This window comes from Microcoleus sp. ARI1-B5, from assembly GCF_036705795.1.
Lineage (GTDB): Bacteria > Cyanobacteriota > Cyanobacteriia > Cyanobacteriales > Microcoleaceae > Microcoleus.
Genome location: NZ_JAUBVK010000010.1, coordinates 19,437 through 45,706, shown reverse-complemented (window position 1 = coordinate 45,706; position 26,270 = coordinate 19,437). Strand labels below are relative to the sequence as shown.

Below are 26,270 nucleotides of genomic sequence, written 5' to 3'. Positions count from 1 at the left end.
CCCTCGCATTAATTTTAGTTCTTTAGTATCGAAGTGGGCTTTCAGAGTATGGCTCTAACGACTCGTGGGAACGTTAAATTAATCGCACGGCTAGGAAGCCTCCACAACTTCCTAGCTTTCAAACTCCTAAGCCCCGGTGCAGAATTGGGTTTATCCCCTTGGGTGATTCATGGGTTATGTAAGAGTTTTAACGTGAGGAGAACCTTGAAAATTTGAAGATTATCGGAATTGACATATCGTTAAATCGAGTCGATGTTGTAGTGATGGACGGTTTGCCAAAGATTGCACTCAGGGACTTCTACAAATCTGATGATTTTAAAGCCGTGCATTCTGTTTGGAAATCGGAAGAAGTTGAAAAGCTGCTTAATTTTCTCGCTCCCGATGAGACGAGTAACTGTGTTGCTGTACTCGAAAGCACCGGCACTTACTCTTATTTCTGGAAACAGCAATTCAAAAAGCGGGGAATTACCGTATTGGTCGCCGATCAAGGCATGGTAAAATCTACCCGCCGCAGTCTGGGCGGCACAGACAACAAAGATGATGCTTTTGATGCGCTGGTAATGGTTGCGCTGTACGTCCAGCACTACCTCGAAATTTACGATCGCAGGTTCTGGGTGTCCGAGCGCCCGTCTGAGATTGAGCAAATCAAGCGGTGCTTGCTGGATCTGAAAACCACTGTAAAAAAACAGACTGCATTCATCAACACCGTGAAGAGCCGCTTGGCTTTTGAGTACCCCGCGAGAGCGAAAATCCAGAGCAAGCGGCGCGGCTTGCTCGAACCTGACAGCCCACCGGGCTTTTGGGCTTGGTTGGCTGGCCGAGGCGATATGATTTCGGCAAATCCGCGATCGCGGTTCGAGAATCATTACACCAAGGAAGTCAAAGCCGGTCGGGCAAACGTCAGCGAACTGACGCATCAGTTTGCGGCCCAAATTTGCGACTTGCACTCGTCAAAGGCAGTTATCCAAAACCAACTCATTGAGCTACTAAAACTCGAAGATTTTGTAAAATACCATGAAGTTTTTGAGAGATTCGGATTTGGACCGATCGAGCGGGGATGGATTTTATCTAGAATTTTCCCCTTTGACTCATTCTTGTGCTTGCCAAAAAAGGCAGCTCTGCGGAGGTTCCGGCAAGCTTGCGGCCTGGGCAAAGTCGAGAAATCCAGCGGCCTAATCGCAGCGGGTAAAGGTGGCGGAAAGTGGACGGGGTGCTCGAATACGCGATCGGTGCTGTGGACGTACTGCTACACCCGCATCGAACCCGATAAAAACAAGAGCTACCTCCCCTTGCAGCAGGAACTGAAAGAATTCTTTCTGTGGCGAGCGCGCAACGCCAACGGCGCGAAAAAGCGCGGCCGCCAGCTCGCGGACGCCCGTAACGCGACTTGTCGCAAGCTCGCAGATTTGGTGTTTAGAGAACTCCACCAAGCGCTAAAATAAATACAACGGCCACCGGGGCCGTTTTTTAATAATAAATTTCACTCATTGTGCAGAATTGTTAAGGATACTGCAAAAAAATCTCTAAATCCCAGAAACCCTGTGTTATTATACGTATTAAGGATTTAAACAATTCTATACATTAAGTACAGGCTGTACTTGAGCCAGGCTGGCAGCTAGCTTTCATGTGCCTGTAAGAGTTTCGTAGAGCCAGCCTTGTTAGTCGATCGCAGCAAAAACTTCTGGGACAGATTTTTAGTTACTTGCGGCTAAAAATTTTCAGAAGTTAAGACTAGCGCATCATATATGCACAGTAGCTCAAAGCAGCCAAAGTGGATGGCTTTAGGCTGTTTAAGCATCTGTAAAGCACTAAATGATTATTGACCGGGAACGCCTAAATGTTCCCACAGGCTTGATATGGAAAAGCAGCTTTCAGAACCAAGGCATCGTCTTGCGTGCTGACTTAATGTCGTAGGTCTTGAACTTGTCCTCCTCCTCCTCCTCCTCCTAGTCCTTGACTTTTGGTTATCATTATGATTTATCGCGATATTCCTCTAATTATTCCCATTCTGGCCGCCGGTTATGTAATGACTATTTATATAGTGCTGATGTTGGCTGAACGCAGCTCTAAAATAACTCGATTGGGCGAGTAGTTCACCGCTCGGCAGCCGAATCCGGCTTCGCCGGCAATGGACTACTGGCTCAGAATTCTGAATACTCAATAATAACCCTGCCTTGAATGCTTGCGCACAAAGGCAGGGTTATATGATTTTAGATTTGAGATTTGAGATTTTAGACTGAAGATTTGCGAATGATTGATGAAGCTCGTGGTTTAGAGCTTACAGGCAAGTCTGAGAATATTTGTGGCGGTAGCTGCGGACACATATCAGTAGTTACACTCATATAAAGGGTGCTCATTGGCGATTTCCTCAACCTGCTACCTAAGATTCTGCAGCTATGCTCCACTTTCCCGGCTACAAAATTTTCAGGAAAATCTATGAAAGCGATCGATCTCTAGTTTACCGGGGAGTGCGATCGGCAGACGGACAGCCCGCAATCTTCAAGATACTCAAGCAAGACTACCCCACTCCGGCAGCACTCGCCCCTCACAAGCTTGAATATGACATCATCCGCAGCTTAAATCTCCCAGGAGTCATCAAAGCTTACAGCTTAGAAAACTACTTATGGGAGAATACGGAGGGCGTGAGGCTAGCAGATGATATCTTTAAAATTGTCGCTCGTATTAATATTGGCAGAGAAAATGGTTGAAATTTAACAGCGATATTTACTCAGGAAGAGCGAGATAAAATCGCTAATTTGAATTGGATTGCTGGCAAAAAAGCATCAGCGGTGGCAGCTTATGGTGCTGCGGTTATGTATTTAACTGTCAGCACGAGATTGCTGGCAGATTCGAGCTGGGAAAATCTGTACGAGTTAACTTTAAATATTTATGTAGAATCAGTAGAGGCGGCGTACTTGAGCCGGGAATTTGAGCTGATGGAACAGTTAGCAGGGACTGTGCTGCTGCAAGGGAGAACTCTGCTGGACAAAATCAAAGTTTATCAGGTAAAAATTCAAGCTTATATAGTGCAGAGGAGACAGCCAGAAGCGATCGATCTCGCCCGAGAAGTGCTAGCACAGTTTGGCGTCAGTTTTCCCGACAATCCTAGCGAGTTAAACATTCAGCGAGAATTAGAGCAAACAGCGGCAAAATTAGCCGGAAAAAATATCGAAGACTTAATTAATCTGCCTTTGATGACATCTCCCGAACAACTGGCAGCAATGCAAATCGCAGCGAGCATAGTTCCTGCTGCATTTCACTGCACTCCTCAACTGTTCGCGCCGCTGGTTTTGTCACAGATTAGTTCATGTATTCAGTATGGAAATTCACCGATTTCTGCAATTTTTTACGCGGCTTGGGGCGTAGTTTTAAACGGCGAATCTCAAGACATTGACTCGGCAAATAAGTTAGGCGAATTGGCTTTAAACTTAGTATCGATGTTCAATGCCAAAAGCCTCAGAGGCAGGATATTATATGTAGTAGCAGCTTGTATCGCTCACAGCAAGTATCATGTCAGGGAAACCCTGCCAATGTTCCGAGAAAGCTATCAAAGTGCGCTCAAAAACGGAGATTTTGAAGTTGTCGGTTATTGTGCCCAACAAAAATCTCAATATTCCTATTTTGTCGGGCAAGAACTTACAAACCTCAAAGGCGAAATTGCCGAGTCTAGCAATATGCTCGCTCAACTGAAGCAATCAATAAACTTGCAGTGCAATCAAATATTTCATCAAGCGGTGCTTAACTTGCTGGGTGAGGCAGATAATCCCTGCAATTTATCCGGGACAGCTTGCCAAGAAGAGCATCTGCTGCCGCTGCTGGCGAAAGCGAACGATCGCACGGGAATACATTACTTTTATTTGCAGAAGCTCATACTGTGTTATTTGTTCGGCGATTTGTGCCAAGCACTGGAAAATGCAGGTAAATTTAGACAAGGTTTAACGGGAGGAACTGGTTTTTTAACTGTGCCGGTTTTCCATTTTTACGATTCTTTGGCTGCACGGGCTGCGTATTCGGAGGCGGATGTATTGGAGCGAGAGATTCTGCTCGAAAGAGTAGGAGAAAACCCAAATAAAATGCAGAAATGGGCTGCACGCGCCCCCATGAATCACTTGCACAATTTTCATCTGGTTGAGGCCGAGAAGCATCGGGTTTTGGGCGATAATTTTCAGGCAATGGAAGAGTACGATCGCGCGATTGGTTTAGCGAAGCAAAATGAATATATGAACGAAGAAGCTCTGGCTCAGGAACTGGCCGCTAAATTTTATATCGCTTGGGGAAAAGAGAAGATTGCGCGAGTTTATTTGGCTGACGCTCACTACTGTTACACTCACTGGGGAGCTCAAGCCAAAGTTGAGGATTTGGAAAAAAAATATCCGCAACTTTTAATCATAATTCCAGCAGCAACTAGCATGACCAGCGACGGCGCTACAATTACTAATATTTCTAAGAGTGGCGATTCCAGCAAAAATTTTGATTTGGCCGCAGTGATGAAAGCTTTTGGTGCGATCGCTAGCGAGATTGTGCTGGACAAGTTACTGGCGAAGTTGATGAGAATTATGCTGCAAAATGCTGGGGCAGAAAAGGGTTTTTTGATTTGGGAAAACCGAGGTGAGTTGCTGGTGGAAGCTGCGGGGAGAGTAGATGGCGATCGCGTTGATGTTTTGCAGTCGATTCCGGCAGAAAAATGCCTGCCAGTTTCCATCATTAATTATATCGAACGCACCAAACAAAGTGTTGTAGAAGATTGCGCTGCTAAAAAAGGAAATTTTACGCGCGCTCCGTATATTATCAAACAGCATTATCAATCTCTTTTGTGCGCTTCTTTGCTTAATCAAGGTCAATTAATTGGGATTATTTATTTAGAAAACCATCTAAGTACCAGTGCTTTTACTGATGACTGGGTAGAGGTTTTGCAACTGTTATCGACGCAGGCTGCTGTTTCTATTGCTAATGCTAAACTTTACGCCCAAGTGCGGGAAAGTCAAAGCAAATTGACGCAGTTTTTAGAGGCTGTACCTGTGGGAATAACTGTACACAATTCCAAGGGTGAGGTATCCTACATCAATCAAACCGGACAGGGGTTGCTGGCTCAAATTTGGGCGCCGTCAGCTACAGGTGAAGAGTTTGTCTCAGCTTCTGAAATTTATATATCAGGAAGGGAAAGCCCGTGTTCTGACGAACAACTACCGGCTTGGCGAGTTCTCAAGGGTGAAAGTGCGATCGCCGATAATTTAGAAGTCCGCAGATCCGGGAAGATTGTGCCTTTGGAAATGCACTCGAAACCAATTTTTGACAACAAAAACAATATTGTGTATGCGATTACTGCTTTCAGCGACATCACCGATCGCAAACAAGCTGAGAAACTGGTAGCAGAGTACAACACAACCTTGGAAATGCAAGTAGCCGATCGCACCAGCGAGCTCTCGGAAGCTCTGCAAAACCTGCAAGCAACGCAGCGAGAACTCATTCAATCAGAAAAAATGGCAGCATTGGGACAGCTCGTTGCCGGCGTCGCTCACGAAATCAATACTCCCCTCGGTGCGATTCGATCGTCTGTCGAGAATTTAGCCGGTTTCTTCAATCAAAATCTTGCGGAAATCGCCGATTTTTTCCACAAAATGTCCCCACAACGCTACTCGGATTTATTGAGGCTGCTGCCGGAATACCAGCCGCAAGCGATCGGCTTTTCCAACCGAGAAAAACGCCAGTTTAAAAGAGCTTTGGTTCAGCAACTATCAAACAGCTCTGTGGCCAATACAGAAACAGTAGCTGACACTTTAGTAGACATCGGCATTTACGACAATATCGAATCAATTTTGCCTTTATTGCAAGACCCGACCAGCTCCGATATTTTACAGCGAGCCTATCAACTTGCTACTTTGCAAAGAAGCACGAATACTATTATCACAGCTACAGATAGAGCAGCAAAAGTAGTTTTTTATTTAAAAACATATTCTCGCTATAACTGTACGGGAGAAAAGGTAATTGCCAATATTACTGAGGGTATTGAAACGATATTAACTCTTTATTACAACCAACTCAAACAGGGAGTAGAAGTTGTCAGGATTTATCAAGATAAACTGCCTGAATTGCTGTGCTATCCAGACGAACTCAATCAAGTTTGGACAAATCTGATTCACAATGCTTTACAAGCGATGAACAATTGCGGAGTTTTAACAGTAGAGGTGAGAGTAGAAAATCAGAGCCTGTTCGTCACCGTCACGGATAGCGGCAAGGGAATTCCCCCGGAGATTTTGCCGCGCATATTTGAGCCGTTCTTTACCACAAAACCCGCTGGGGAAGGCAGCGGCTTGGGACTGGATATTGTTAAGAAAATTGTCGAAAAACATTCGGGTAATATAGAAGTAACATCCCCGATCGGTCAAACGAGCTTTATCGTGTCAATTCCGATCGCCGTTTAGCCCTATAGCACAATAGACTTGAGTTAACACTGTTTATTGCCCGGAGAGCCCTTGCAGCATACCCCCTATTCCCCCTTAATAAGGGGAGTAGGGGTTGACGCGAGAGAATACTCTTGTCCCACCCCCTACTCCCCGAGGATCGGGGGGCGCCGGGGGGATCGGGCTTAACTGAACTCTTTAGCCCTATAGCACTAAAAATTCTACCGAGGCGCGACCACAAATGCAACTCTAGACTGATGTAAAAGCTGGATTTGGGTCAGTGTGCCGCGATTGTCAAATCTCAAATCTAAAATGGTATTAATTGCCGGTTCCGCCTGCATCTCCCCCTTGATTTGCCCATGTCAATAACAGTTTCTGATAGCCAAAGCTTCTTAGAACAGGCGATCGACCCCAAACCGCCGGTGCTGCCTCCAGACACGCCTTTGAAAATGGCGATCGCCGCCATGACTGAGGCCAGAGCCAGTTGCGTTTTAATCGCGTTTGAGGGGCAACTGCTCGGAATTTTTACAGAGCGCGATGTTGTGAAAATAACTGCTAGCGAAATACCGCTAGCAGGGGTGACAATTTCTGAGGTAATGACGGAAAATCCGATCGCCATTTCTCTGGATAAAGCGGGGAATATCTTCAGAATATTGAGTATATTGCGATCCTCTTCGAGGGCTGCGCTAACGGCAAAAATCCGTCATAGGCCCGTCACAGACGAAGGCGGAAACTTGCTCGGCGCAATCACCAATGATAGCATCCGTCAAATCCTGAAACCGGGCGACTTGCTGCAAATGCGGCGGGCCCAAGAAATTATGACTGCAGAAGTAATAGTTGCCTCAACGGGTGCATCTGTTTTAGAAATCGCAAAACAGATGGCAACAAGGCGCAAATGCTGCACAGTCATTTGCACTGAGTGCGACAACAAAAATCAGAAACCTGTGGGCATAATTACAGAACGGGACATTGTTAAATTTCAAGCTGCCGGACTCGATTTCGCCGGCACTCCTGCCGCCGCCGCCATGAGTTTTCCCCTGATGCCGTTGCAGGTAAAAGCCACATTGTGGGAGGCTCACCAGTTCATGCAGGAGCACCGCATCCGGCGCTTGGTGGTGGTGGACGAGGGAGGATATTTAGCCGGAATTGTGACCCAAAGTACGCTGCTGCACGCCTTAGATCCGGTAGAAATGCACGCGAATGTCGAGCTTTTGCAGGAAACAGTTGCCGAAAATATCCAGGAGTTGAAAAAAGTGAACGAACAATTGCAAAAAGAAGCGCTGCGGAGAACCGAAGTAGAGGAACAGTTGCGGCTTTTAAATGAAAATTTAGAAGAACAAATTAAGCTGCGTACTTTAGAATTACTTAAGGCTAACAGTCAGTTAAAGCAGGAAATACAAGACCGCGCCACCGCTGAAGCTGAAGTCCGCCGCCTCAACACCGAACTCGAACAGCGAGTTCTAGAGCGCACGGTTCAACTAGCAGCCAGCAACCAAGAATTGCAGCAAGAAATTAGCGATCGCAAATTGCTCGAAGAAAAATTGCACTTTTCTGAAAGCAAAGTTCGCGCAGTTTTTGAAGCGATGACAGACATCGTTATGGTGCTAGACAGTCAGGGCAACATAGAAGTTTTGCCGACAAATACAGCGGCGTTTTCAGAGCCGGATTGCGATACAGTCAGCTTGACGATCGAACATTTTTTTGACGACGACAACCCGGATGATTGGTGGATGCTAGTTAAGCAAGTGTTAGATACGCAACAAACGCTCAATTTCGACTACAGCTTAACAGTTGGCGACCGCGAAATTTGGTTTTCCGCCTGCATTTCTCTGTTCTCAAAAGATGCAGTGATTTGGGTTGCCCGCAACATCAGCGCTCGCAAACTAGCAGAGTCAGCGCTGTCCCAAAAAAATGCAGAATTAGCTCATACCCTGGAAGAACTGAAGCGCACTCAACAAGAGCTGATTCAATCAGAAAAAATGGCAGCCCTCGGACAGTTAATTGCCGGAGTTGCCCACGAAATCAATTCTCCTTTAGGGGCGATTCGCTCCTCGGTGCAGAACATCGCCGACTTCTGGGCCGAACAATTGCAGCAGTTGCCGATGTTTTTCCAGCAACTATCCCCGGAACGGCAGCACGATTTCTTTGCCCTGCTGTACAACTCAAGTACGGAAACAGACAACTTATCTAGTAAAGAAAAACGTCTGTTGAAAAAAAGTTTGCAGCGGCAATTAGAATTAGAAGAAATTGACGGCGCCGACAGCCTTGCCTGTACCTTATTAGATATTGGTATATGCAATAACGTTGAACCTTTTTTACCTTTGTTGAAAGACAGCACAAGTCCAAATATTTTACAAATCGCCTACGAATTTGCTACGGTACAAAAAAGCACTAAAAATATTGTTACTGCGACAGATAGGGCAGCTAAAATCGTTTTTGCTTTGAAAAGCTACTCTCGTTACGACCAGTCGGGTTCCAAGGCGATGGCTAATATTACCGACGGCATTGATACTGTTTTAACGCTTTACCACTACCAAATCAAACACGGTGTGGAAGTAGTCAGAAACTATGGTACTGATTTGCCCTCTGTGCTATGCTATCCTGATGAACTCAATCAAGTTTGGACAAATTTGCTTCACAATGCTTTACAAGCGATGGGCAACAAAGGAGTGTTAAAAATTGATGTCAAACGCCAAGATAACGCAATATCAGTCAGTATTACCGACAGCGGCAAAGGCATTCCCCCAGAGATTATGCCGAGAATTTTTGAGCCATTTTTCACCACTAAACCTCCTGGAGAAGGCAGCGGTTTGGGATTGGATATAGTTCAAAAAATCATTGAAAAACACCAAGGTAAACTGCAAGTAGAAAGCGTGCCTGGTCACACCAAATTTACTGTATCCTTGCCCCTCGAACAGGACTTACGCATCGATCCCCCCAACCCCCCTTAAAAAGGGGGGCTTTCAGGTTCCCCCCTTTTTAAGGGGGGATCAGCATTTGAGCCATTTCCCCCTTGGTTCGGGGGGCTTTCAGGTTCCCCCCCAAGGGATCGGGGGGCGCCGGGGGGATCGGCATTTGAGCCATGGAGTGCGTCCAGGACTATCGAAATCACTGAGGGCAATTAAAAACCAGGGGCGAGACGCCCCCCAATTTTAAAATCAAAGAGGAGGAAAATTCTATGCCGAAACCAGTAATTTTGTGCGTTGACGATGAAGTTGTAATCTTAAATAGTTTGAAAATCCAACTCAAAAAAGAATTTGGTGATGATTACCTATATGAAGTAGCAGAAAATGCTGATGAAGCTCTCGAAATTATCGAGGAAATTCAAGGAGAAGATGAAAGCGATATTTTGGTCATAGTATCTGACTGGTTGATGCCGGGTATTAAAGGAGATGAATTTTTGCTCCGGGTTCACCAAAAATATCCCAATATTGTGAAAGTCATGCTGACTGGGCAAGCCGACAAAGTAGCAATAGAGCGGGTGAAAGAGCAGGCAAACTTGCACCGCTGTTTGTACAAGCCGTGGGACGGCCAAGAATTAGTAGAAACTATAAAATCTGGCTTGGCAAAAATATGAACAATAAACCTGTGATTATTTGCGTGGATGACGAACCGATCATTCTTGAAAGTTTGAAGATTGAGTTAAAAAAAGCTCTCAGTGAAGAACACTTATTAGAAACTGCTGAAGGCGGCGAAGAGGCTTTAGAGTTAATCGAGGATTTGCTGGCAGAGGGCTGCGAAATCGTGGCTGTGATTTCCGACTATCTGATGCCGAATATCAAAGGGGACGAATTGCTGAAGCAGATTCACATAATTTCGCCAAAAACTATCAAAATCATGCTGACGGGGCAAGCAGACCTCGAAGCTGTGGCGAATACTATTAAATATGCTAAATTGTACCGCTACATATCTAAGCCTTGGCAGTCAGAAGATTTGAAGTTGACCTTAAAAGAAGCGGTCAACAGCTATTTTATGGAGAAGCAATTAGGGGAACAAAATGCTCAACTCCAAAAGCTGAATCAAGAATTGGAAACTTTAGTTGAGGAGCGGACTGCACAACTGCGCTTGTCTGAGGAAAAGTTTGCTAAAGCTTTTCGTTCTTCTCCCAACCCGATTACTATTACTAGACTTAAAGACGGTCGTTATTTAGAAGTCAATGAGGCTTTTTGTCAGACAATTGGTTATTCGGCAGCAGAAATTATCGATCGCACGGCGCTGGATTTCAATCTTTGGGAAAGCAAACCAGCCCGCGCCAAGTTGTTTGCAATGTTAGACCAACAAAAAATTGTTCGCAACTACGAATTTGATTGGCGCACTAAAACTGGGGAACTCCGAACCGGGCTGCTGTCTGCTGAAATCATTGACATTCACGGCGAAACCTGCGTGATTTCTGTGATTCAAGATATTAGCGATCGCAAATTAGCCGAAGAAAAACTCCGCACCGTAGCGGCTTCTTTAGCAGCAGCGCAAAGAATCGCCCGCCTCGGCAATTGGGAATGCGATTTTTCTGCCAATACAACTACTTGGTCGGAAGAATTATCTCATATTTTCGGTTTCGATTCAACCCAGGCTGCGCCTACACTAACTGAGTTTGGGCAATACGTGCATCCGGACGATCGACAAAAATGGCAAACTGCGATCGACGCTACTATTTCCAGCGGGCAATCCTACAGTTTGGAATATCGCATCCTCCGCCCGGAATCGACAATTGCTGGGGATAATTGCCCGTCACAGACAAGTGAAGGCGGCTTCATCCGCTACATCGAATCCAGAGGAGAAGCAGTTGTCAACCAACAAGGGCAAGTGACAAAACTCTTCACAACTTTGATGGACATTACCCCCCGAAAGCTGGCAGAGATAGCCCTAGCAGAGAGCGAAGAAAAATACCGCCATTTAGTTGAAACTTCCCAAGATATTATCTGGTCTTGCGATGCAGAAGGACACATTACTTTTGTGAACCAAGCTGTCAAACAAATCTACGGTTACGACCCTGAAGAAATGCTAGGCTGTTCTTTTAGCGATTTTTTAGCGCCTGCACAAATAGACCGGAACTGGGAACTTCAGCAGCGCTTGCTGAGGGGAGATGATGTGTTTCAGTACGAAAGTATAGTATTAGGAAAAGACGGCAGGCAGATTGATGTAAATACGAAGGCGATCGCGCGATTGGACGCCTCTGGAAACATCACCGGTACAACAGGCACAGCCAGCGATATTACTGAGCGCAAACAAGCAGAAATATCCCTGCAAAAAGCCAAAGAAGAAGCCGACAGAGCCAACAGGGCAAAAAGCGAATTTCTCTCGAATATGAGCCACGAATTGCGAACTCCCCTCAACGCTATTCTGGGTTTCACCCAACTGCTGGCCAGATCCGCAGCCCTCGGTGCCGACCAACAGCAATATTTAGGAATTATTAGCCGCAGCGGCGAACATTTGCTGGATCTGATCAACAATATTCTGCAAATGTCAAAAATTGAAGTCGGGCTGGTGACAGTTAATAATAGCACTTTCGACTTGCATACAATGCTGAAAAATACTGAAGAGATGCTGAAGCTGCAAGCAGAAAAAAAAGGGTTGCAGTTAATTTGTGATGTGACGCCCGACTTACCTAAATATGTAGAAACAGACGAAAGCAAGTTGCGCCAAGTATTGATTAATGTGGTGGGTAATGCGATTAAGTTTACTGCGGAAGGTGGTGTTAATTTGAGAATTAAGCATGAGTTGTTGTCAAAGAAAAATCGCGGCGAGATTCCGCTAAGTGAAAATTGCTGCTTGCTCTTTGAAGTTGAAGATACGGGGGCGGGAATTTCGCCGGAAGAAATCGACAATTTGTTTAAACCTTTTGCGCAAACTGAAAGCGGGAGAAAAGCTCAAGAAGGAACTGGTTTAGGCTTGCCGATCAGCCAACAGTTCGTGCAGTTAATGGGAGGGAAAATGACGGTGACAAGCCGCGTCGGTAACGGCAGCATTTTTAGATTTGATGTTAAGGTTTCGCTCCCTAATGCAGTGGAAATTCAGGTGGCTCAAACGGCTCGCCGCGTTGTGGGCCTGGAACCGGGACAGCCGGAATATCGCATTTTAGCTGTGGACGATCGCCTGGAAAGCCGCTTGCTGTTGGTGAGAATGCTGACATCCCTCGGTTTTGCTGTGCGGGACGCTGAAAATGGCGTTGAAGCTATGGAAATGTGGTCGAGTTGGCAACCTCATTTGATTTGGATGGATATGCGGATGCCGGTGATGGATGGCTATGAAGCTACTAAACAAATTAAGGCGCATTTGAAGGGTCAAGCAACGGTGATTATTGCTCTGACGGCGAGTGCTTTTGATGAGGAGCGATCGGTGATTTTGTCTGCTGGTTGCGATGATTTTGTGGCGAAGCCTTTTCGGGAGCAAGTGATTCTGGAAAAGATGGCTAAGTATCTGGGTGTCCGCTATGTTTACGATCGAGAAGCTTCCCCGAGTTCTGATGCTGTGGCGCCCGGTGATGTTTCCGCGCTAACTGGGACTGCTGATTTGCCTTTGACGCTGAATGCTTCATTTTTTGAAACTATGCCGCCCCAATGGGTTGATGAGTTGTACGATGCGGCGGATTCGGTTGATAATGAGGAGATTTTTCGGCTGCTGTTGTCGGTGCCTCCTGTTGATGCTCCTTTCCGCAGCGCGATCGCGGATTTGGTGCATAACTTCCGGTGCGATCGGATTATTGATTTGATTGATGAGTTTAGAAATGTTTGAAGGAAGTTCGGCAACGGATTTTATAACGGATGTAACGGATTTAACGGATTTAACGGATGGATGTTGAGGGGAGAGGGGCGGGTTCGGAATTGTTGATGGTTTGGGTCGATCGACTATTTGTAAACTCGGCTGCGGGCGATCGGCTAATTTACCCTTGATGATCTTTTAAACCAGTCCTGGACGAAGAAACCGGGTTTTTTAACGAAAATACTTCGTTACGGCTCTCTATCCCGGTTAAAAAACCCGGTTTCTTGGGTTTGTGTGCGCAAGTTCTGTAAATATACAAGTAGTTGATTCACGAGCGAGTGCTATAATGACGAGTTAACCGGTTTTCATAATCTCAGCAATTCTCAATTTAACAAAAAATAGCATAGATGACGAGCAATCAAACAGAAGAGAATAAAGGCAACATATTAATTGTTGACGACACTCCCGAAAATTTGCAAGTTTTATCAGCAACGCTGTCGGATCGCGGCTACAAAGTCCGGGGCGTAATTAACGGCAAAATGGCAATCCGAGCAGCGCGATCGGGTTCTCCCGATTTGATTTTGCTCGACATCAAAATGCCGGAAATGGACGGCTACGAAGTCTGCACGCAGCTCAAGGCCGATCCGAAAACATCAGAAATTCCCGTTATTTTTATCAGCGCTTTAGATGAAGTCTTGGACAAAGTAACCGCTTTTCAAGTGGGAGGTGTTGACTATATCACAAAACCGTTTCATGTAGCAGAAGTTTTAGCGCGAATCGAACATCAACTCACTATCCAAAGACTGAAAAAACAATTGATCGATCGCAATACCGAACTGCAACAAGAAATCATAGAACGCAAAAAAGCCGAAGAAGCCGCCGCCGCTGCATCGCTCGCCAAAACTCAATTCGTTGCCAACATGAGCCACGAATTGCGGACTCCCCTGAACGCCATCCTCGGTTTTACCCAAGTCATGAGCCGCGACTCTTTGCTGGGCCACGAAAATCTCGAAAATCTCCGAATTATTAACCGCAGCGGTCAACATTTGCTAGAACTAATTAACGATGTTTTAGACTTGTCGAAAATAGAAGCAGGGATAATTGGCTTAGATGAACGCAGCTTTGACCTTTATCAACTCCTAGACACTCTCGAAGAGATGTTTCAAATCAAAGCAGAAACCAAAAATTTGCAACTGAGATTTTCCGTGCAGGCGAATGTTCCCCAATATATCAAAACAGACGAAAAAAAGCTGCGCGTCTGCTTAATTAACTTGCTGGGAAATGCCATAAAATTTACGGGAAACTGCGGCAGTATTTGGCTGCGCGCGAGCGTGGCAGACAAGCAGCAGCCCGCAGCATCGGAGATTAATCCTAACTCTACATCGACCGAGGAATGTTTAATTTTGTTTGAAGTTGAAGACACGGGAGTTGGCATAGCAGCATCAGAAACTGACAAGTTATTTGATGCTTTCCTGCAAACAGAAGCTGGCAAACAAGCGGCTGACGGTACAGGATTAGGTTTAACAATTACTAAAAAATACGTAGAGATCATGGGCGGAGATATTGGGGTAGACAGTGTTTTAGGTGAGGGAACCAGTTTTAAATTTAATATCCGAGTATTTCCCGCTATTTCTTCTGACATAACAGTGGCGACATTGCAGCGGGTAATGGGATTGGAACCAGATCAACCGGTTTATCGGATTTTAGCAGTTGACGACAATCAAGAAAATAGGCTGCTGCTGGTTAAAATGCTGCAACCAATTGGTTTTGAAGTCCGAGAAGCGGAAAACGGCCTCCAAGCTGTTGAACTTTGGGAAAGTTGGCTGCCTGATTTAATTTGGCTGGATACGCGAATGCCAGTAATGGACGGTTTTGAAGCTGTCAGACAAATTAGAGCTAAAGAGAAACCATCTGGGCGGCGAACTGTAATTATTGCTCTGACTGCTAGCACTTTTGAGGAAAGAAAAGGCGAAATTATCGCCGCAGGTTGCGACGATTTTGTGCGGAAACCTTTTCAAGAACAAATCCTCTTTGAGAAGATGGCTGGCTATTTGGGAGTGCGCTATATTTATCAAGAGTTGCCGGGGCTCCCTGTCGGGGGTTTACGGCGTTATTTTGTGAGTGAAAAACCAGATTCATTTTTCTGGCCGCTGCTGGCCCAGATGCCTCGAAGTTGGGTGCAGGAACTCTACGATGCAGTTAATGATGTTAATGAAGAGCTGGCGATTGAAATTGTCGATCGCATTTGTGAAAGTCATCCAACTTTAGCTGATGCTTTAAAAGATTTGCTTGCCGATTACCGACTCGACAGGATAATGGATTTAACTCAATCGAGTTTAAAATAAATGGATAATAGCGCAATTAAAGTATTGGTGGTTGACGACCAACCGAGCAATCTGCGGTTGTTATCCGAGCTGCTAACAGCCCAGGGGTATCAAGTTTACCGGGCTATTTGCGGTAAACTGGCGTTGAAGGCTGCGATCGCCCATTGCCCCGATTTAATTTTGCTCGACATTAGAATGCCGGAAATGAACGGTTATGAAGTTTGTCGGAGACTGAAAGCGACACCGGAAACTGAAGAAATTCCGGTGATTTTTTTAACCGTATTAGATGACATTAACGATAAATTACAAGCTTTTCGAGTGGGCGCCGCCGACTATATTGCCAAACCCTTTCAAGTAGAAGAAGTTTTAGCGCGCATCGACAAGCAAGTCGGCCTGCAAAAACTGCAACAGCAGCTAAAAGAGCAAAACGCTCAACTGCAACAGTCGCAATCGCTGCTTGCTAGCATCTTAAATAGTTCCTTAGACGGTGTGGCGGCTTATTCTGCTGTCCGCAACAATGAGGGAAATATTGTGGATTTTCAGTGGCTGTTGGTCAACCGTGCTGCCGAAAAAATTTCTGCTCGGTCATTAAATGAGATTGTTGGCAAGCATTTGTTGGCAGAAATTCCCCAAGTCCGCAACAGCGGGTTATTTGATTTGTACGTTTCTGTGGTAGAAACAGGAGAAACTGTAGACCAAGAATTTTATTACGAACACGATCGAGAGACAAGTGTTTGGCTGCACATTGTGGCGGTCAAATTAAACGACGGTCTGGCTGTAACATTTCGCAATATAACCGATCGCAAACGAGCAGAAATTGCCCTGCGAGAAAGCGAAGAACGCTTCCGCGCCATATTCGAGCAAGCTGCGGTCGGCATAGCTAAAACCGCGCTCTGCGGTCAATTTCTGCGGGTAAATCCCGGCTTTTGTCAAATTGTCCGCTATGCAGAATCGGAATTGTTGCAGCTTCATTGGCAGGCAATTACTCACCCGGATGACATCGAAGCTGACAGAGAATACGTGCGCTTGCTGTTATCTGGGGAGATTCAAACTTTTTCTGTGGAAAAGCGTTTGATCTGCAAAGATCGGGAAGTGTGCTGGGCGAATGTTACTGTTTCGGCAATGCGCGATGCTGAGGGGACGGCGCAGTATTTGATTTGTGCGATCGAGGATATTTCCGAGCGCAAGCAGGTACAAGAACTGCTGCAAGCGAGTTTAGACACTCAAACCCGCTACGCTCAAGAATTAACTCGTTCTAATGCCGAACTAGAACAGTTTTCCTACGTGGCTTCTCACGATTTACAAGCGCCTTTGAGTACGATTGCGGGCTACGCTCAACTATTAGAAAAGCGCTGTCACAACCAACTTGATGCCCAAGGAAATAAATTTATCCGCAATATTGTTAACTCTTGCGGGCGGATGCAGGCACTGATTGATGACTTGCTGGAATATTCGCGGGTAGGGATCAGTCATAAACCTTTTGAGCTGATAGATTGCAATCAGGTTTTTGAGGATGCTTGCGCTAATTTGCAGTTGGCAATCCGCAAGAATCAAGCTTCTGTAACTAGGGGCGATTTGCCAAGGGTAAGAGGTGACAGTTTTCAACTGCTGCAACTGTTTCAAAATTTAATTGGCAATGCCATTAAGTATCGCAGCAGCGAGGAGCCGGTGGTGTTCTTGGGCGCTTCGCGTCAGGGGAATAACTGGGTGTTTTCGGTGCAGGACAACGGTATTGGCATTGCCGAACAGTACCATCCGCGTATTTTTCAGATTTTTCAGCGCTTGCACACCCAAAAAGAGTATTCGGGAACCGGTATCGGTTTAGCGATTTGTCAAAGAATTGTCGATCGGCACGGCGGCCGCCTTTGGGTAGAATCAGAACCCGATAGAGGCTCGACTTTTTATTTTTCTATTCCTGTTGCACAGTGAACTCAGCAGTCGCCTTGGAGCAGTCACCAGTCATTTACTTAAACTATAAATATCTTTATCGTTTCTTTACATACCTCCTCAGAAAGTGTAGCATATTCACTGATGACAACGAGCTAAAAATCCCTCAGTATAAATCTATTACCTCGATCCTTATACAAATTAACAATCAGCGGTGTGCGCCAGACTTTTCAGTTTGTTTCAAATGTATCCAGAGCATCTTGCTTTGGGATTCTGTAGTTTCCTTAGTAGTTCGCCCACAAGCATTTGTGATGTCTTTGCAGTTGGCAGGTTCTCGGACCAACTGCCAAGTGAAACAAGTATGATTCGCAAACATGAGCAAATCAAGCAAAACCGCAAATTGCTGCAACACAAATTCAGTGCGGTCGGCCTGATTTGCCGGATGATGGCAACAGATGCTTTGCAGGCAATCCGACACTGCTCCAAGTCCTGCAGCCTCACAAAATCCGTTGGTAGTGAGACAAAGCCGTGAATAATCCCCAGAAAAAATTTACTCTTTTAATAGCCAACGATGACGAGGACACGCGCTTTTTGGTGGAGGAAGCACTGCGAGAAGTTCGATTAGCAATTAGAAGCGAATTTGTGGAAAATGGAGAACAAGTGTTAGACTATTTGTACCGTCGCGGTCAATATGCTGGTGGCAGCAATTGGCACCGACCAGACGTGATACTTTTGGATCTGAATATGCCGAGGCTTGACGGGCGAGAAGCACTAATTTCGATCAGATCAGACCCGGAGTTGCAACAAATTCCGGTTGTGATCCTAACAACGTCGCACCGCAGCGGAGATATCTTGCTTTGCTATCGGTTGGGTGCGAATTCTTTCATATCTAAACCAGTCACTTTTGAAGGATTGGTTGAAATAATGAAGACTTTATGCCAGTATTGGTTTGAAATCGTTTCGCTCCCGCCTGCGGATCTGTAAGCTTTAATTGAGGGCTAGATCGATAGTTTGAGTGTAAACAGAATTTGATAGACCGACATATTGCTGCAATACGGTTCTATTAAGCCCGATCCCCCCGGCGCCCCCCTTTTTAAGGGGAGTAGGGGGGGGGACAAGAATATTCTCTTTCGTCAACCCCTACTCCCCGAGGATCGGGGGAGTAGGGGGTATGCTGCAAGGGATCTCCGGGGAATAAATAGCCCGATCGCAAGTAAGTAGGTAGGTACAAATAAACAGGCTTATGGGGAGGGTGGGTGAGAGCAGCGCTCCACTGGCTGCTAGAAAAAATCCGGACTCAACCCGCCTCTAGAAGATATTATTGTTGTTTGCCGATCGCAAATATCGCTCTCAAAACTAAAAAGTTTCCTTCAACCCGCCCCGAACGCTATAGTTGTGTTAACACGTAACCAATCTCTGAAAATTTTGTTGGTTGAGGACGATCTGGCAGATGCGACGCTGATCGAAGACCTTTTAGGCTCATTCAGCGAGTCTCTGTTTCGCCTCCAAACTGTTAAGTCCCTGGAGATGGGACTCGCGTGTCTGGAAGCAGAAAAGTTTGACGCCGTACTGTTAGATTTGTCAGTGTCAGACAGCTTGGGGGGAAGCGAGGCGATCGCAATTTTGAAAGCCCGATCGCCCACAGTGCCAGTTTTGGTGCTGACAGATATCAACGATGAAAATACGGGGCTGTCGGTATTGCGATCGGGCGCTCAAGATTGTTTGGTAAAAGGAAGATTTCAGAGAACTCTGCTGGTGCGCGCGATCCATTACGCGATCGAACGCCAGCAAGTCGAAGAAAAATTGCGGCAGCAGGCCATCCGAGAGCGGCTGTTGGGACAAATGATCGAACATATTCGATCGTCAATAGACGCGGCAAGCATTCTCCAGAGTACCGTAGCAGAAGTGCGCCAATTTCTCAAAACAGACCGCGTTTTAATTTATCGCTGTCAGGATTGGGCGTCTCAATTTGACGGGGAAGAGCAAAAAGGTGCGATCGTTGCAGGTGACGGTTTGCCAGACGGTTATATTGACAACCAAAATATTAGTGCTGCTTTGGCGGTGTCATGCTTTGTTTTGGTAGAATCCCAGTCGGTACAAGCAATAGCAGATGTCAACACTGCCGCATTGTCTGGCAGTTGCAAAGAATTGCTGGCAGATTGTGAAATTGCAGCAGTTTTAAGCGTGCCAATTTGGCAATCTGGCGACTGGGAAACGGCAAACCAAAGACTACAAGGCCCTGTTTGGGAAGCCGAAAAAAATCAATATGCAGCCGAAAACTATATCTCGCTGCCGGCTGTTGGCAAACCGCAGGCGCAGGGAAAAAGTGCGCCGGATTTGGTAAGTGAAAATCGCAATAATTTGTGGGGAATGCTGACAGCATACAATTGCAGCGATGCCAGGGAATGGGAGCAGTGGGAAATAGATTTTTTACAGCACTTGGCAAATCAAGTGGCGATCGCGATCGAACAATCTCAACTTTACCGCCAGCTAGCAATAGCCAATCAAAAATTGCAGGAACTGGCAACTACTGACGGACTGACGGGCATTGCCAACCGCCGCCAGTTCGATCGCGTTTTGATGTTAGAGTGGCGCAGATTGGCAAGAGAGGAACTGCCGCTGTCTTTAATTATGTTTGACATCGACTTTTTTAAACTTTATAACGACTTTTACGGCCACCTCGGCGGCGACGATTGTTTGCGCCAAGTTGGCAGGGCGATCGCCTCGAATGCCAAGCGGGCTGGGGATTTGGCAGCCCGCTACGGCGGCGAAGAATTTGCCGTAGTGCTGCCCAACACCAGCGCGGAAGGGGCAAACATTGTCGCCCGGAAAATTTGCGACGGCATCGCCAGCTTGAAACTGCCCCACGCGCGATCGTCGATCGGCGAGTGCGTTACCCTCAGTTGCGGCATTGCAACGGCGATTCCTTCTGGCGAGGCATCCCCCGACAGCCTAATTCGCAGCGCTGACAGCGCCCTTTATCAAGCCAAAACCGAAGGCAAAAATCGTATTTGTCACGCCAGCAACAAGTCGGAATCTTCCCCGATTTTGAGGTAATTGGTAATTGGGAATTGGGAATTGGGAATTGGTAATTGGGAATTGGGAATTGGTAATTGGTAATTGGTAATTGATTTTTTACAACCAATAATTGGTTTAAAGCCTCTCCCTTTTAGGGACAAATTATATCAAATCCGGCAGCATCGGAATTATGAGAGTGCGAGCGTCTCGCTCGCGATCTATGCCGCGAGCGAGACGCTCGCACTGATATCATCCAAATATATTATTCCGATGCAACCGGAAATGATATTAAAAGAAGACTATTAATTACTCGAATCCTCTTCCTTCTTTTGTCAACTGTCAACTGTCAACCTGGAAAGCTGTCCCAGGTCAACTGTCCCAGGTCAACTGTCAAAAGAAGACTATTAATTACTCGAATCCTCTTCCTTCTTTTGTCAACTGTCAACTGTCAACCTGGAAAGCTGTCAACTGTCCCAGGTCAACTGTCCCAGGTCAACTGTCAACTGTTATTTGAACTCGTACCAGTTAAATTCGATCGCACTGGAATTTCAATTAAAAACTCCGCTCCCTCGGACAGTGTCGAAATACAGCTCAATCGGCCGCCGTGCCGATCGACTACAATCGAGTGAGAAATCGACAGTCCCAAACCCGTGCCCTTGCCCACAGGCTTAGTCGTGAAAAACGGGTCAAACAGCCTCGATCGCACCGACTCCGGTATCCCCCGCCCGTTGTCCGCAATAGATACCGCTACGAAGCCCGCAGCAGCCTGATAAGTGCGAATAGCGATCGTACTGGGATGCCGATCGCACTCCTCGATCGATCGCTCTTTGTCCCGTTCTTCCAAAGCATCGAGCGCATTAATCAAAATATTCATAAATACCTGATTCAACTCGCCCGGAAAACATTCAACTCGCCGCAATAACTGGTAATCTTTAACTACCCGAATCGCCGGACGGCTGCTGTGAGATTTCAAGCGATTTTGCAAAATCATCAAAGTGCTGTCAATTCCCTCGTGAATGTTGACCGACTTCCCAGCCGACTCGTCCAAGCGGGAAAAGTTGCGCAAGGATTTGACAATCTCGACAATTCGCTCGGTTCCTACTTGCATCGAACTAAACAATTTCGGGAAATCTTCAGCAATATAATCCAAGTCTATTGCATCAATTTTATCCAAAACTTCAGCCGGAGGATTAGGACAGTAATCCTGATAAACTTTAATCAATTCCAGCAAATCTAAACTGTAACCGCGAGCCGGACTGAGATTGCCGTGAATAAAGCTGACGGGGTTATTAATTTCGTGAGCGACACCAGCAACTAACTGACCCAAACTCACCATTTTTTCATTTTGAACGAGCTGAGCTTGAGTGGTTCTGAGTTTGTTAATAGCTGCTTCCAACTCTAGCGCTTTTGAACGTTCTCGCGCTTCCGATTCCTGCAAAGCTGACTCGGCTTGTTTGCGATCGGCAATTTCAGTTTGTGCTTGCTCGAACAGCGTCGATTGCTGGATCGCGATCGCCAACTGCACGCTAATTTGTTTGAGACACTCCACCTCAATTTCCAGCCAGGGGCGGCGGCCCGCGCACTCGTGAGCAATCAATAGCCCCCACAACTTCTCGCCTTGCAAAATCGGCACTACCAAATTAGCTCGCACCTGAAATTGACTTAACAAATTAATGTGGCACTGGGAAAGACCGGCTTGATAAATATCATCCACAGCTACAGTGCGACCTTGTTGGTAAGCAAAAGCATAGCTGTCTTTAAAGCAAGAATCGTTAATACTTATTCCCAGAACCGACAGCCAATTCTCGCCCACCGACTCGACAGTTGCAAAACCGCTCCAATCGGAATTAAACCGATAAATAATTGTCCGGTCTGTTTGCAAAAAATGCCGTACTTCAGCAACAGCTTTTGTCAAGATTTCTTCTAAATTGAGAGAAGAGCGAATGCGTTCCAGCATCCCTACCACCAAGCGTTCTCGCTTTAATTGCTGCCGCAAGATCGCCTCGGCAAGTTTGCGATCGCTAATATCTTCAATCACAGCAATTCCGTAACTCGGTTCCCCAAATCCATCCCGGACTAAAGATACACTCACGTTAGTCCAAACAAATGAACCGTCTTGGCGCACAAAGCGTTTCTCAAGTGAATAATTCAAAATTTCCCCAGCTAACAGTTTTTTGCCCGACTCGACATCTGCTTCTACATCTTCCGGGTGAGAAATCTCCCAAACATTTCGCGCTTTCAGTTCCAATTCAGAGTATCCGACCATATTGCAAAAGCGTTGATTTGCCTTCAAAAATTGACCGTCCGGCCACACTTTAACAATGCCGAGCGCCGCTTGTTCAAATACAGCTCGAAATCGCTGTTCGCTTTCTTGCAAAGCAATTTCTGTTTTTTTGCGGTGGGTAATATCCATTTCCGTGCCAAACAGCCGCACCACCTGACCCAAGTCATTTTTAACAGCCTTTCCTTTACAATTAACGTGCCGGATTTCTGCTGATGGAAAACATATGCGGTGGTCGATGTCGAAAGCTATCCCTTCATTCACCGCCTTTTGCAAAGCTTCTGTAACGCTTTCCTTGTCATCGGGATGAATTTGCTCTAAAATTTCTGTCATTGTCGGCTGCCAATTAAATTCTCTACAGTAAACTCGAAACACTTCGGCAGACCAATTAACAATATCGGTCTCTATATCGAATTCCCAAGTTCCCATTCGGGCAATTTCTTGTGCATATTGCAATTGCTCGGCAAGTTCTTGTAGAGATGCGATAAACTGCGTTTTTTCGGCTTCGGCCTCAACGCGGGCGCTGATATCTTTGTGAGTGCCTGTCATCCGCAACGGCGCACCCCATTCGTCGTACTCGACTACCTTGCCCATCCCCAGAATCCACTGCCAATTGCCCGCTTTATTGAGCAGCCGAAATTCAAATTCATATAGTTCGATGCCACCTTCAAAATATAAATTTAACGATTCTATTGCCTTCATTCTGTCTTCGGGATGCAGCAAATTTTCCCAAGCTTGGAAGTTGTTTTCAATTTCATTTTCTGCGTAACCGAGCATTGATTTCCAATGCGAGTCGAAATAAGTTTCGCCAGTAGCTATATTCCAATCCCACAGCCCCAAAGAGCTGCCGGAAACCGCCAACTGCAATCGCTCTTGACTGAGCTTTAATGCCGATTCGGCGCGTTTGAGTTCTGTGAGGTCGGCAATAATCGCCATCATTCCTATTGGTTGACTGGCGCTATCTTTAATGCAGTCTGCTCGCAATTGAGTTTCTATAATTTCGCCTGTTTTAGCCTTGAGTTCAATTTCACTGCTCCAGGACAAACCTTTCCGCAGCACCTTAAATAACTTTCTCAATTCTTGAGATTTGGCGTACATTACTGCTGGGCCGCCGGCATTATTTAGTTCCTCAACTGTATAGCCGTAGCGCTGAATAAATGCTTGATTGTGATAAATTGAACAGCCGTCCAAATCTGCGATCGCGATCGCATCGCTAGCGCTGTCTACAGCTTGAGTTACCAAGCACAGAGTCAGTTCGGCGCCTTTGCGAGGGGTAATATCAAAAATCGCTCCGTCGAGCCACAAAACCAACCCTTCTGGATTGTAAGTCGGCCTGCCTCTTTCCGACATCCACCGCAGGGCGCCGTCAGCGCGAACAATCCGGTATTCTACATGGTACGGCTGTTTCGACTCTACCGCTGCTCTGCGGAGTCGATCGACCATTTCCCTGTCTGCCCCATGAATGATGCTACCAAAACTCAAGCCGTTGTTGTGAATAAAATCCCCAGCCGGATAGCCGCTAATTGCCTCAATTTCATCGCTAACAAACACCATCGTCCAATCAGCATCGTACAAGCTGCGGCAGATAGCGCCGGGGATATTCTCAATTAGCGATCGAAATCTTGCTTCGCTCTCCCGCAAAGCCGCTTCCGTCTGTTTTAAATCAGTAATATCCAGTATCATCCCTTCCCAAACAATATCCCCTTCCTGCCCTATCACCGTCGTAAAATTAACTCGTTCCGGCCTCGAAACCCCTCGCATCCACTTAAGTTTTCCCGACGGCAAAATCGCGCGCCACTCCTGCTGCCACGGCTGCATATTTGCAGCAGAAATAGCAATAGATTCGCGAACTTTTTGGATGTCGTCTTGATGAGTACAACTGAAGACAAGTTCCGGATTCTCCTGAATATCTTCGGGTTCCAATTCATATAAATCGCGGCTGCCAGAAGAAATGTAAGGAAAAGATATTTTCCCGTCGCTTGAGAGGCGAAATTGATAAATTACTCCGGGCAAATTGGCAGCAATTTGCTGGAGTCTAGCTTGGGTTTCTTGCAGTGCTAATTGTTTCCGCTTATCCTCAGTGACCTCTCGAATTATTCCGACGAGTATTTTACTGCCGTCGGTATTTTCAAATACGGTTTTTTTTGTAGACAGAATGTGCTTAGCACCGCTGCCATCCGTAAATATTTCCTCGCTGTCGTTTTCTTCCCCGGTTCTAAACACTTGTTCGTCTTTCTCCCAAAAGAAATCAGCTTCTTCTTTTGGGAAAAAATCGTAATCCGATTTACCTACCAGTTCCTCGCGCTGCTTGCCGATCAGCTTGCAAAAAGCATCATTTAACAGTATCCAGCGGTGCTGTTCGTCCTTAACAAAAATTGGGTCGGCAACTGCATCGATTGTATAATTTAAAAAATTTTTACTAGCTTCCAGTTCCTTTCGGGCAAAAATTTTATCCGTAATATCGTTGATAGTTCCTGTCGTCCCGGCAGCCGCCCCGTCCCAGCCAAAAATCAAACCTGCCTGCACTTCCACCCAGCGAAATTCCCCATTTTTGGTAAGATATCGAAGTTGATAGCAGCAGGATATTTCTTGATTTTCGCTCTGGCGTCTAAACAAATTTAAATATTGGTATTGGTCGTCAGAATGAATGTAACTCAAACAGGAAGTTCCTAAGCTTTCATCCACCGTAAATCCGGTAATTTCCGTCCAAGCCGGATTGAGAAAAGTCCAATTGCCCGCAATATTTGTTTCAAAAACTACTTCTTTGATATTGTCAACAACCTGCGGGTATTTTTCTTGACTTTTTTGCCATTCAGCTTGCCGTTTCTGGCGGGCGATCGCGCACTTGAGCGTCCGCACCAGCAGCCGGCTGTCTACTTGGCTTTTCACCAGATAATCTTGGGCGCCGGCAGCAATTAACTCGACGGCCAGTTCTTCGTCATCGGCGGCTGTCAGAATGACGATCGGAATATTTATCCCGAAATCTTGCAGCCGGAAAAGAGGATTGAATTTTTGACTGTCAGGAAGTGAAAGGTCTAATAAAATTACATCAAAAATCTCGCGGCTTAAAATTTCTCTAGCTTCCCGGAGGCGAACCACATTGGTCGTCTCAATTAATTGTCCCAGTCGGCACTCAGACAGCAGTTCTTGAATAAGTTCTACATCTTCTGCACAGTCTTCTACTAAAAGAACTTTCAAGCAAGCAGGCGTTAAAGTTGATTCAAAAACAGATTTCATTTGGCTATTTTTTACTAAAGAAAAAATCGCAGCAGCGGATGCAGCTACCTAGCTCATTTTTTGGGAACTTGAACCGCAGGCTTTAGGGTGCGCTGGGTGCTTGCAGACCGCCCAGATTTATTTGTAGAATTGAGTTGTTCGCTGCAAGTTGTCCGCCTCGCCCCAAACCTAGTGGCCCAAAATTATCATACTCTTTCCGATATTGCAACTCCCCTCTATTTTAAATTTACAACCTTTGGCAGGGAAATAGCAAGGGGCAAGGCAAAAGAGCGCGGCTCCAGAAAGACTTTGATTCCTGACTGCGAACCTAGGGAAACTACAGTGAATTTACGGAACGCCCTAGGAGATTGTATCCGTTGAATTACTGACAATTAGCTTTTGTTCGCAGCATCGGAATGCAAGTCCTTCTTTATCTCAAAGAAA

At 46.0% G+C, this 26,270-nt stretch carries 11 protein-coding genes; 10 read left to right on the top strand and 1 reads right to left on the bottom strand.

Annotated features, from left to right (window positions below):
• Positions 1 to 212: 212 nt before the first annotated feature.
• The 10 genes from QUB63_RS16690 to QUB63_RS16645 all read left to right on the top strand — a co-directional run bounded on the left by QUB63_RS16690 (position 213) and on the right by QUB63_RS16645 (position 20,368).
• The gene (locus tag QUB63_RS16690) at positions 213 to 1,442 is read left to right on the top strand and encodes an IS110 family transposase (RefSeq protein ID WP_332946379.1); all 1,230 of its coding nucleotides are present in this window, start codon (positions 213 to 215) and stop codon (positions 1,440 to 1,442) included.
• A gap of 954 nt (positions 1,443 to 2,396) precedes the next feature.
• Positions 2,397 to 2,708, top strand: a complete 312-nt coding sequence (locus QUB63_RS16685) for a hypothetical protein (RefSeq protein WP_332946378.1) — start codon at positions 2,397 to 2,399, stop codon at positions 2,706 to 2,708.
• A 48-nt stretch (positions 2,709 to 2,756) separates the two neighbouring features.
• Positions 2,757 to 6,422 carry an ATP-binding protein gene (locus QUB63_RS16680; RefSeq protein WP_332946377.1) on the top strand — a complete coding sequence of 1,222 codons (3,666 nt, stop codon included), beginning with the start codon at positions 2,757 to 2,759 and terminating at the stop codon, positions 6,420 to 6,422.
• Positions 6,423 to 6,760: 338 nt separating this feature from the next.
• Positions 6,761 to 9,352 (top strand): CBS domain-containing protein, encoded by a 2,592-nt coding sequence (locus QUB63_RS16675; protein ID WP_332946376.1) that lies wholly within the window; start codon positions 6,761 to 6,763, stop codon positions 9,350 to 9,352.
• 227 nt (positions 9,353 to 9,579) lie between these two features.
• On the top strand, positions 9,580 to 9,978 hold the full coding sequence (locus QUB63_RS16670) for a response regulator (RefSeq protein ID WP_332946375.1): 399 nt from the start codon (positions 9,580 to 9,582) through the stop codon (positions 9,976 to 9,978).
• On the top strand, positions 9,975 to 13,133 hold the full coding sequence (locus QUB63_RS16665; protein ID WP_332946374.1) for a PAS domain S-box protein: 3,159 nt from the start codon (positions 9,975 to 9,977) through the stop codon (positions 13,131 to 13,133). Before QUB63_RS16670 ends, QUB63_RS16665 begins: the two co-directional genes overlap by 4 nt.
• Before the next feature lie 374 nt (positions 13,134 to 13,507).
• The gene (locus tag QUB63_RS16660) at positions 13,508 to 15,445 is read left to right on the top strand and encodes a response regulator (protein ID WP_332946373.1); all 1,938 of its coding nucleotides are present in this window, start codon (positions 13,508 to 13,510) and stop codon (positions 15,443 to 15,445) included.
• Positions 15,446 to 17,353: a PAS domain S-box protein gene (locus tag QUB63_RS16655; RefSeq protein WP_332946372.1), complete on the top strand. Its 1,908-nt coding sequence runs from the start codon at positions 15,446 to 15,448 to the stop codon at positions 17,351 to 17,353.
• Between the two features lie 486 nt (positions 17,354 to 17,839).
• Positions 17,840 to 18,295 carry a response regulator gene (locus QUB63_RS16650; RefSeq protein ID WP_332946371.1) on the top strand — a complete coding sequence of 152 codons (456 nt, stop codon included), beginning with the start codon at positions 17,840 to 17,842 and terminating at the stop codon, positions 18,293 to 18,295.
• A gap of 411 nt (positions 18,296 to 18,706) precedes the next feature.
• A complete protein-coding gene (locus QUB63_RS16645; protein WP_332946370.1) occupies positions 18,707 to 20,368 on the top strand; it encodes a diguanylate cyclase domain-containing protein in 1,662 nt (553 codons plus the stop codon).
• A gap of 460 nt (positions 20,369 to 20,828) precedes the next feature.
• Here QUB63_RS16645 and QUB63_RS16640 read toward each other — a convergent pair whose 3' ends face one another.
• The gene (locus tag QUB63_RS16640; RefSeq protein WP_332946369.1) at positions 20,829 to 25,847 is read right to left on the bottom strand and encodes a PAS domain S-box protein; all 5,019 of its coding nucleotides are present in this window, start codon (positions 25,845 to 25,847) and stop codon (positions 20,829 to 20,831) included.
• Positions 25,848 to 26,270: the final 423 nt, after the last annotated feature.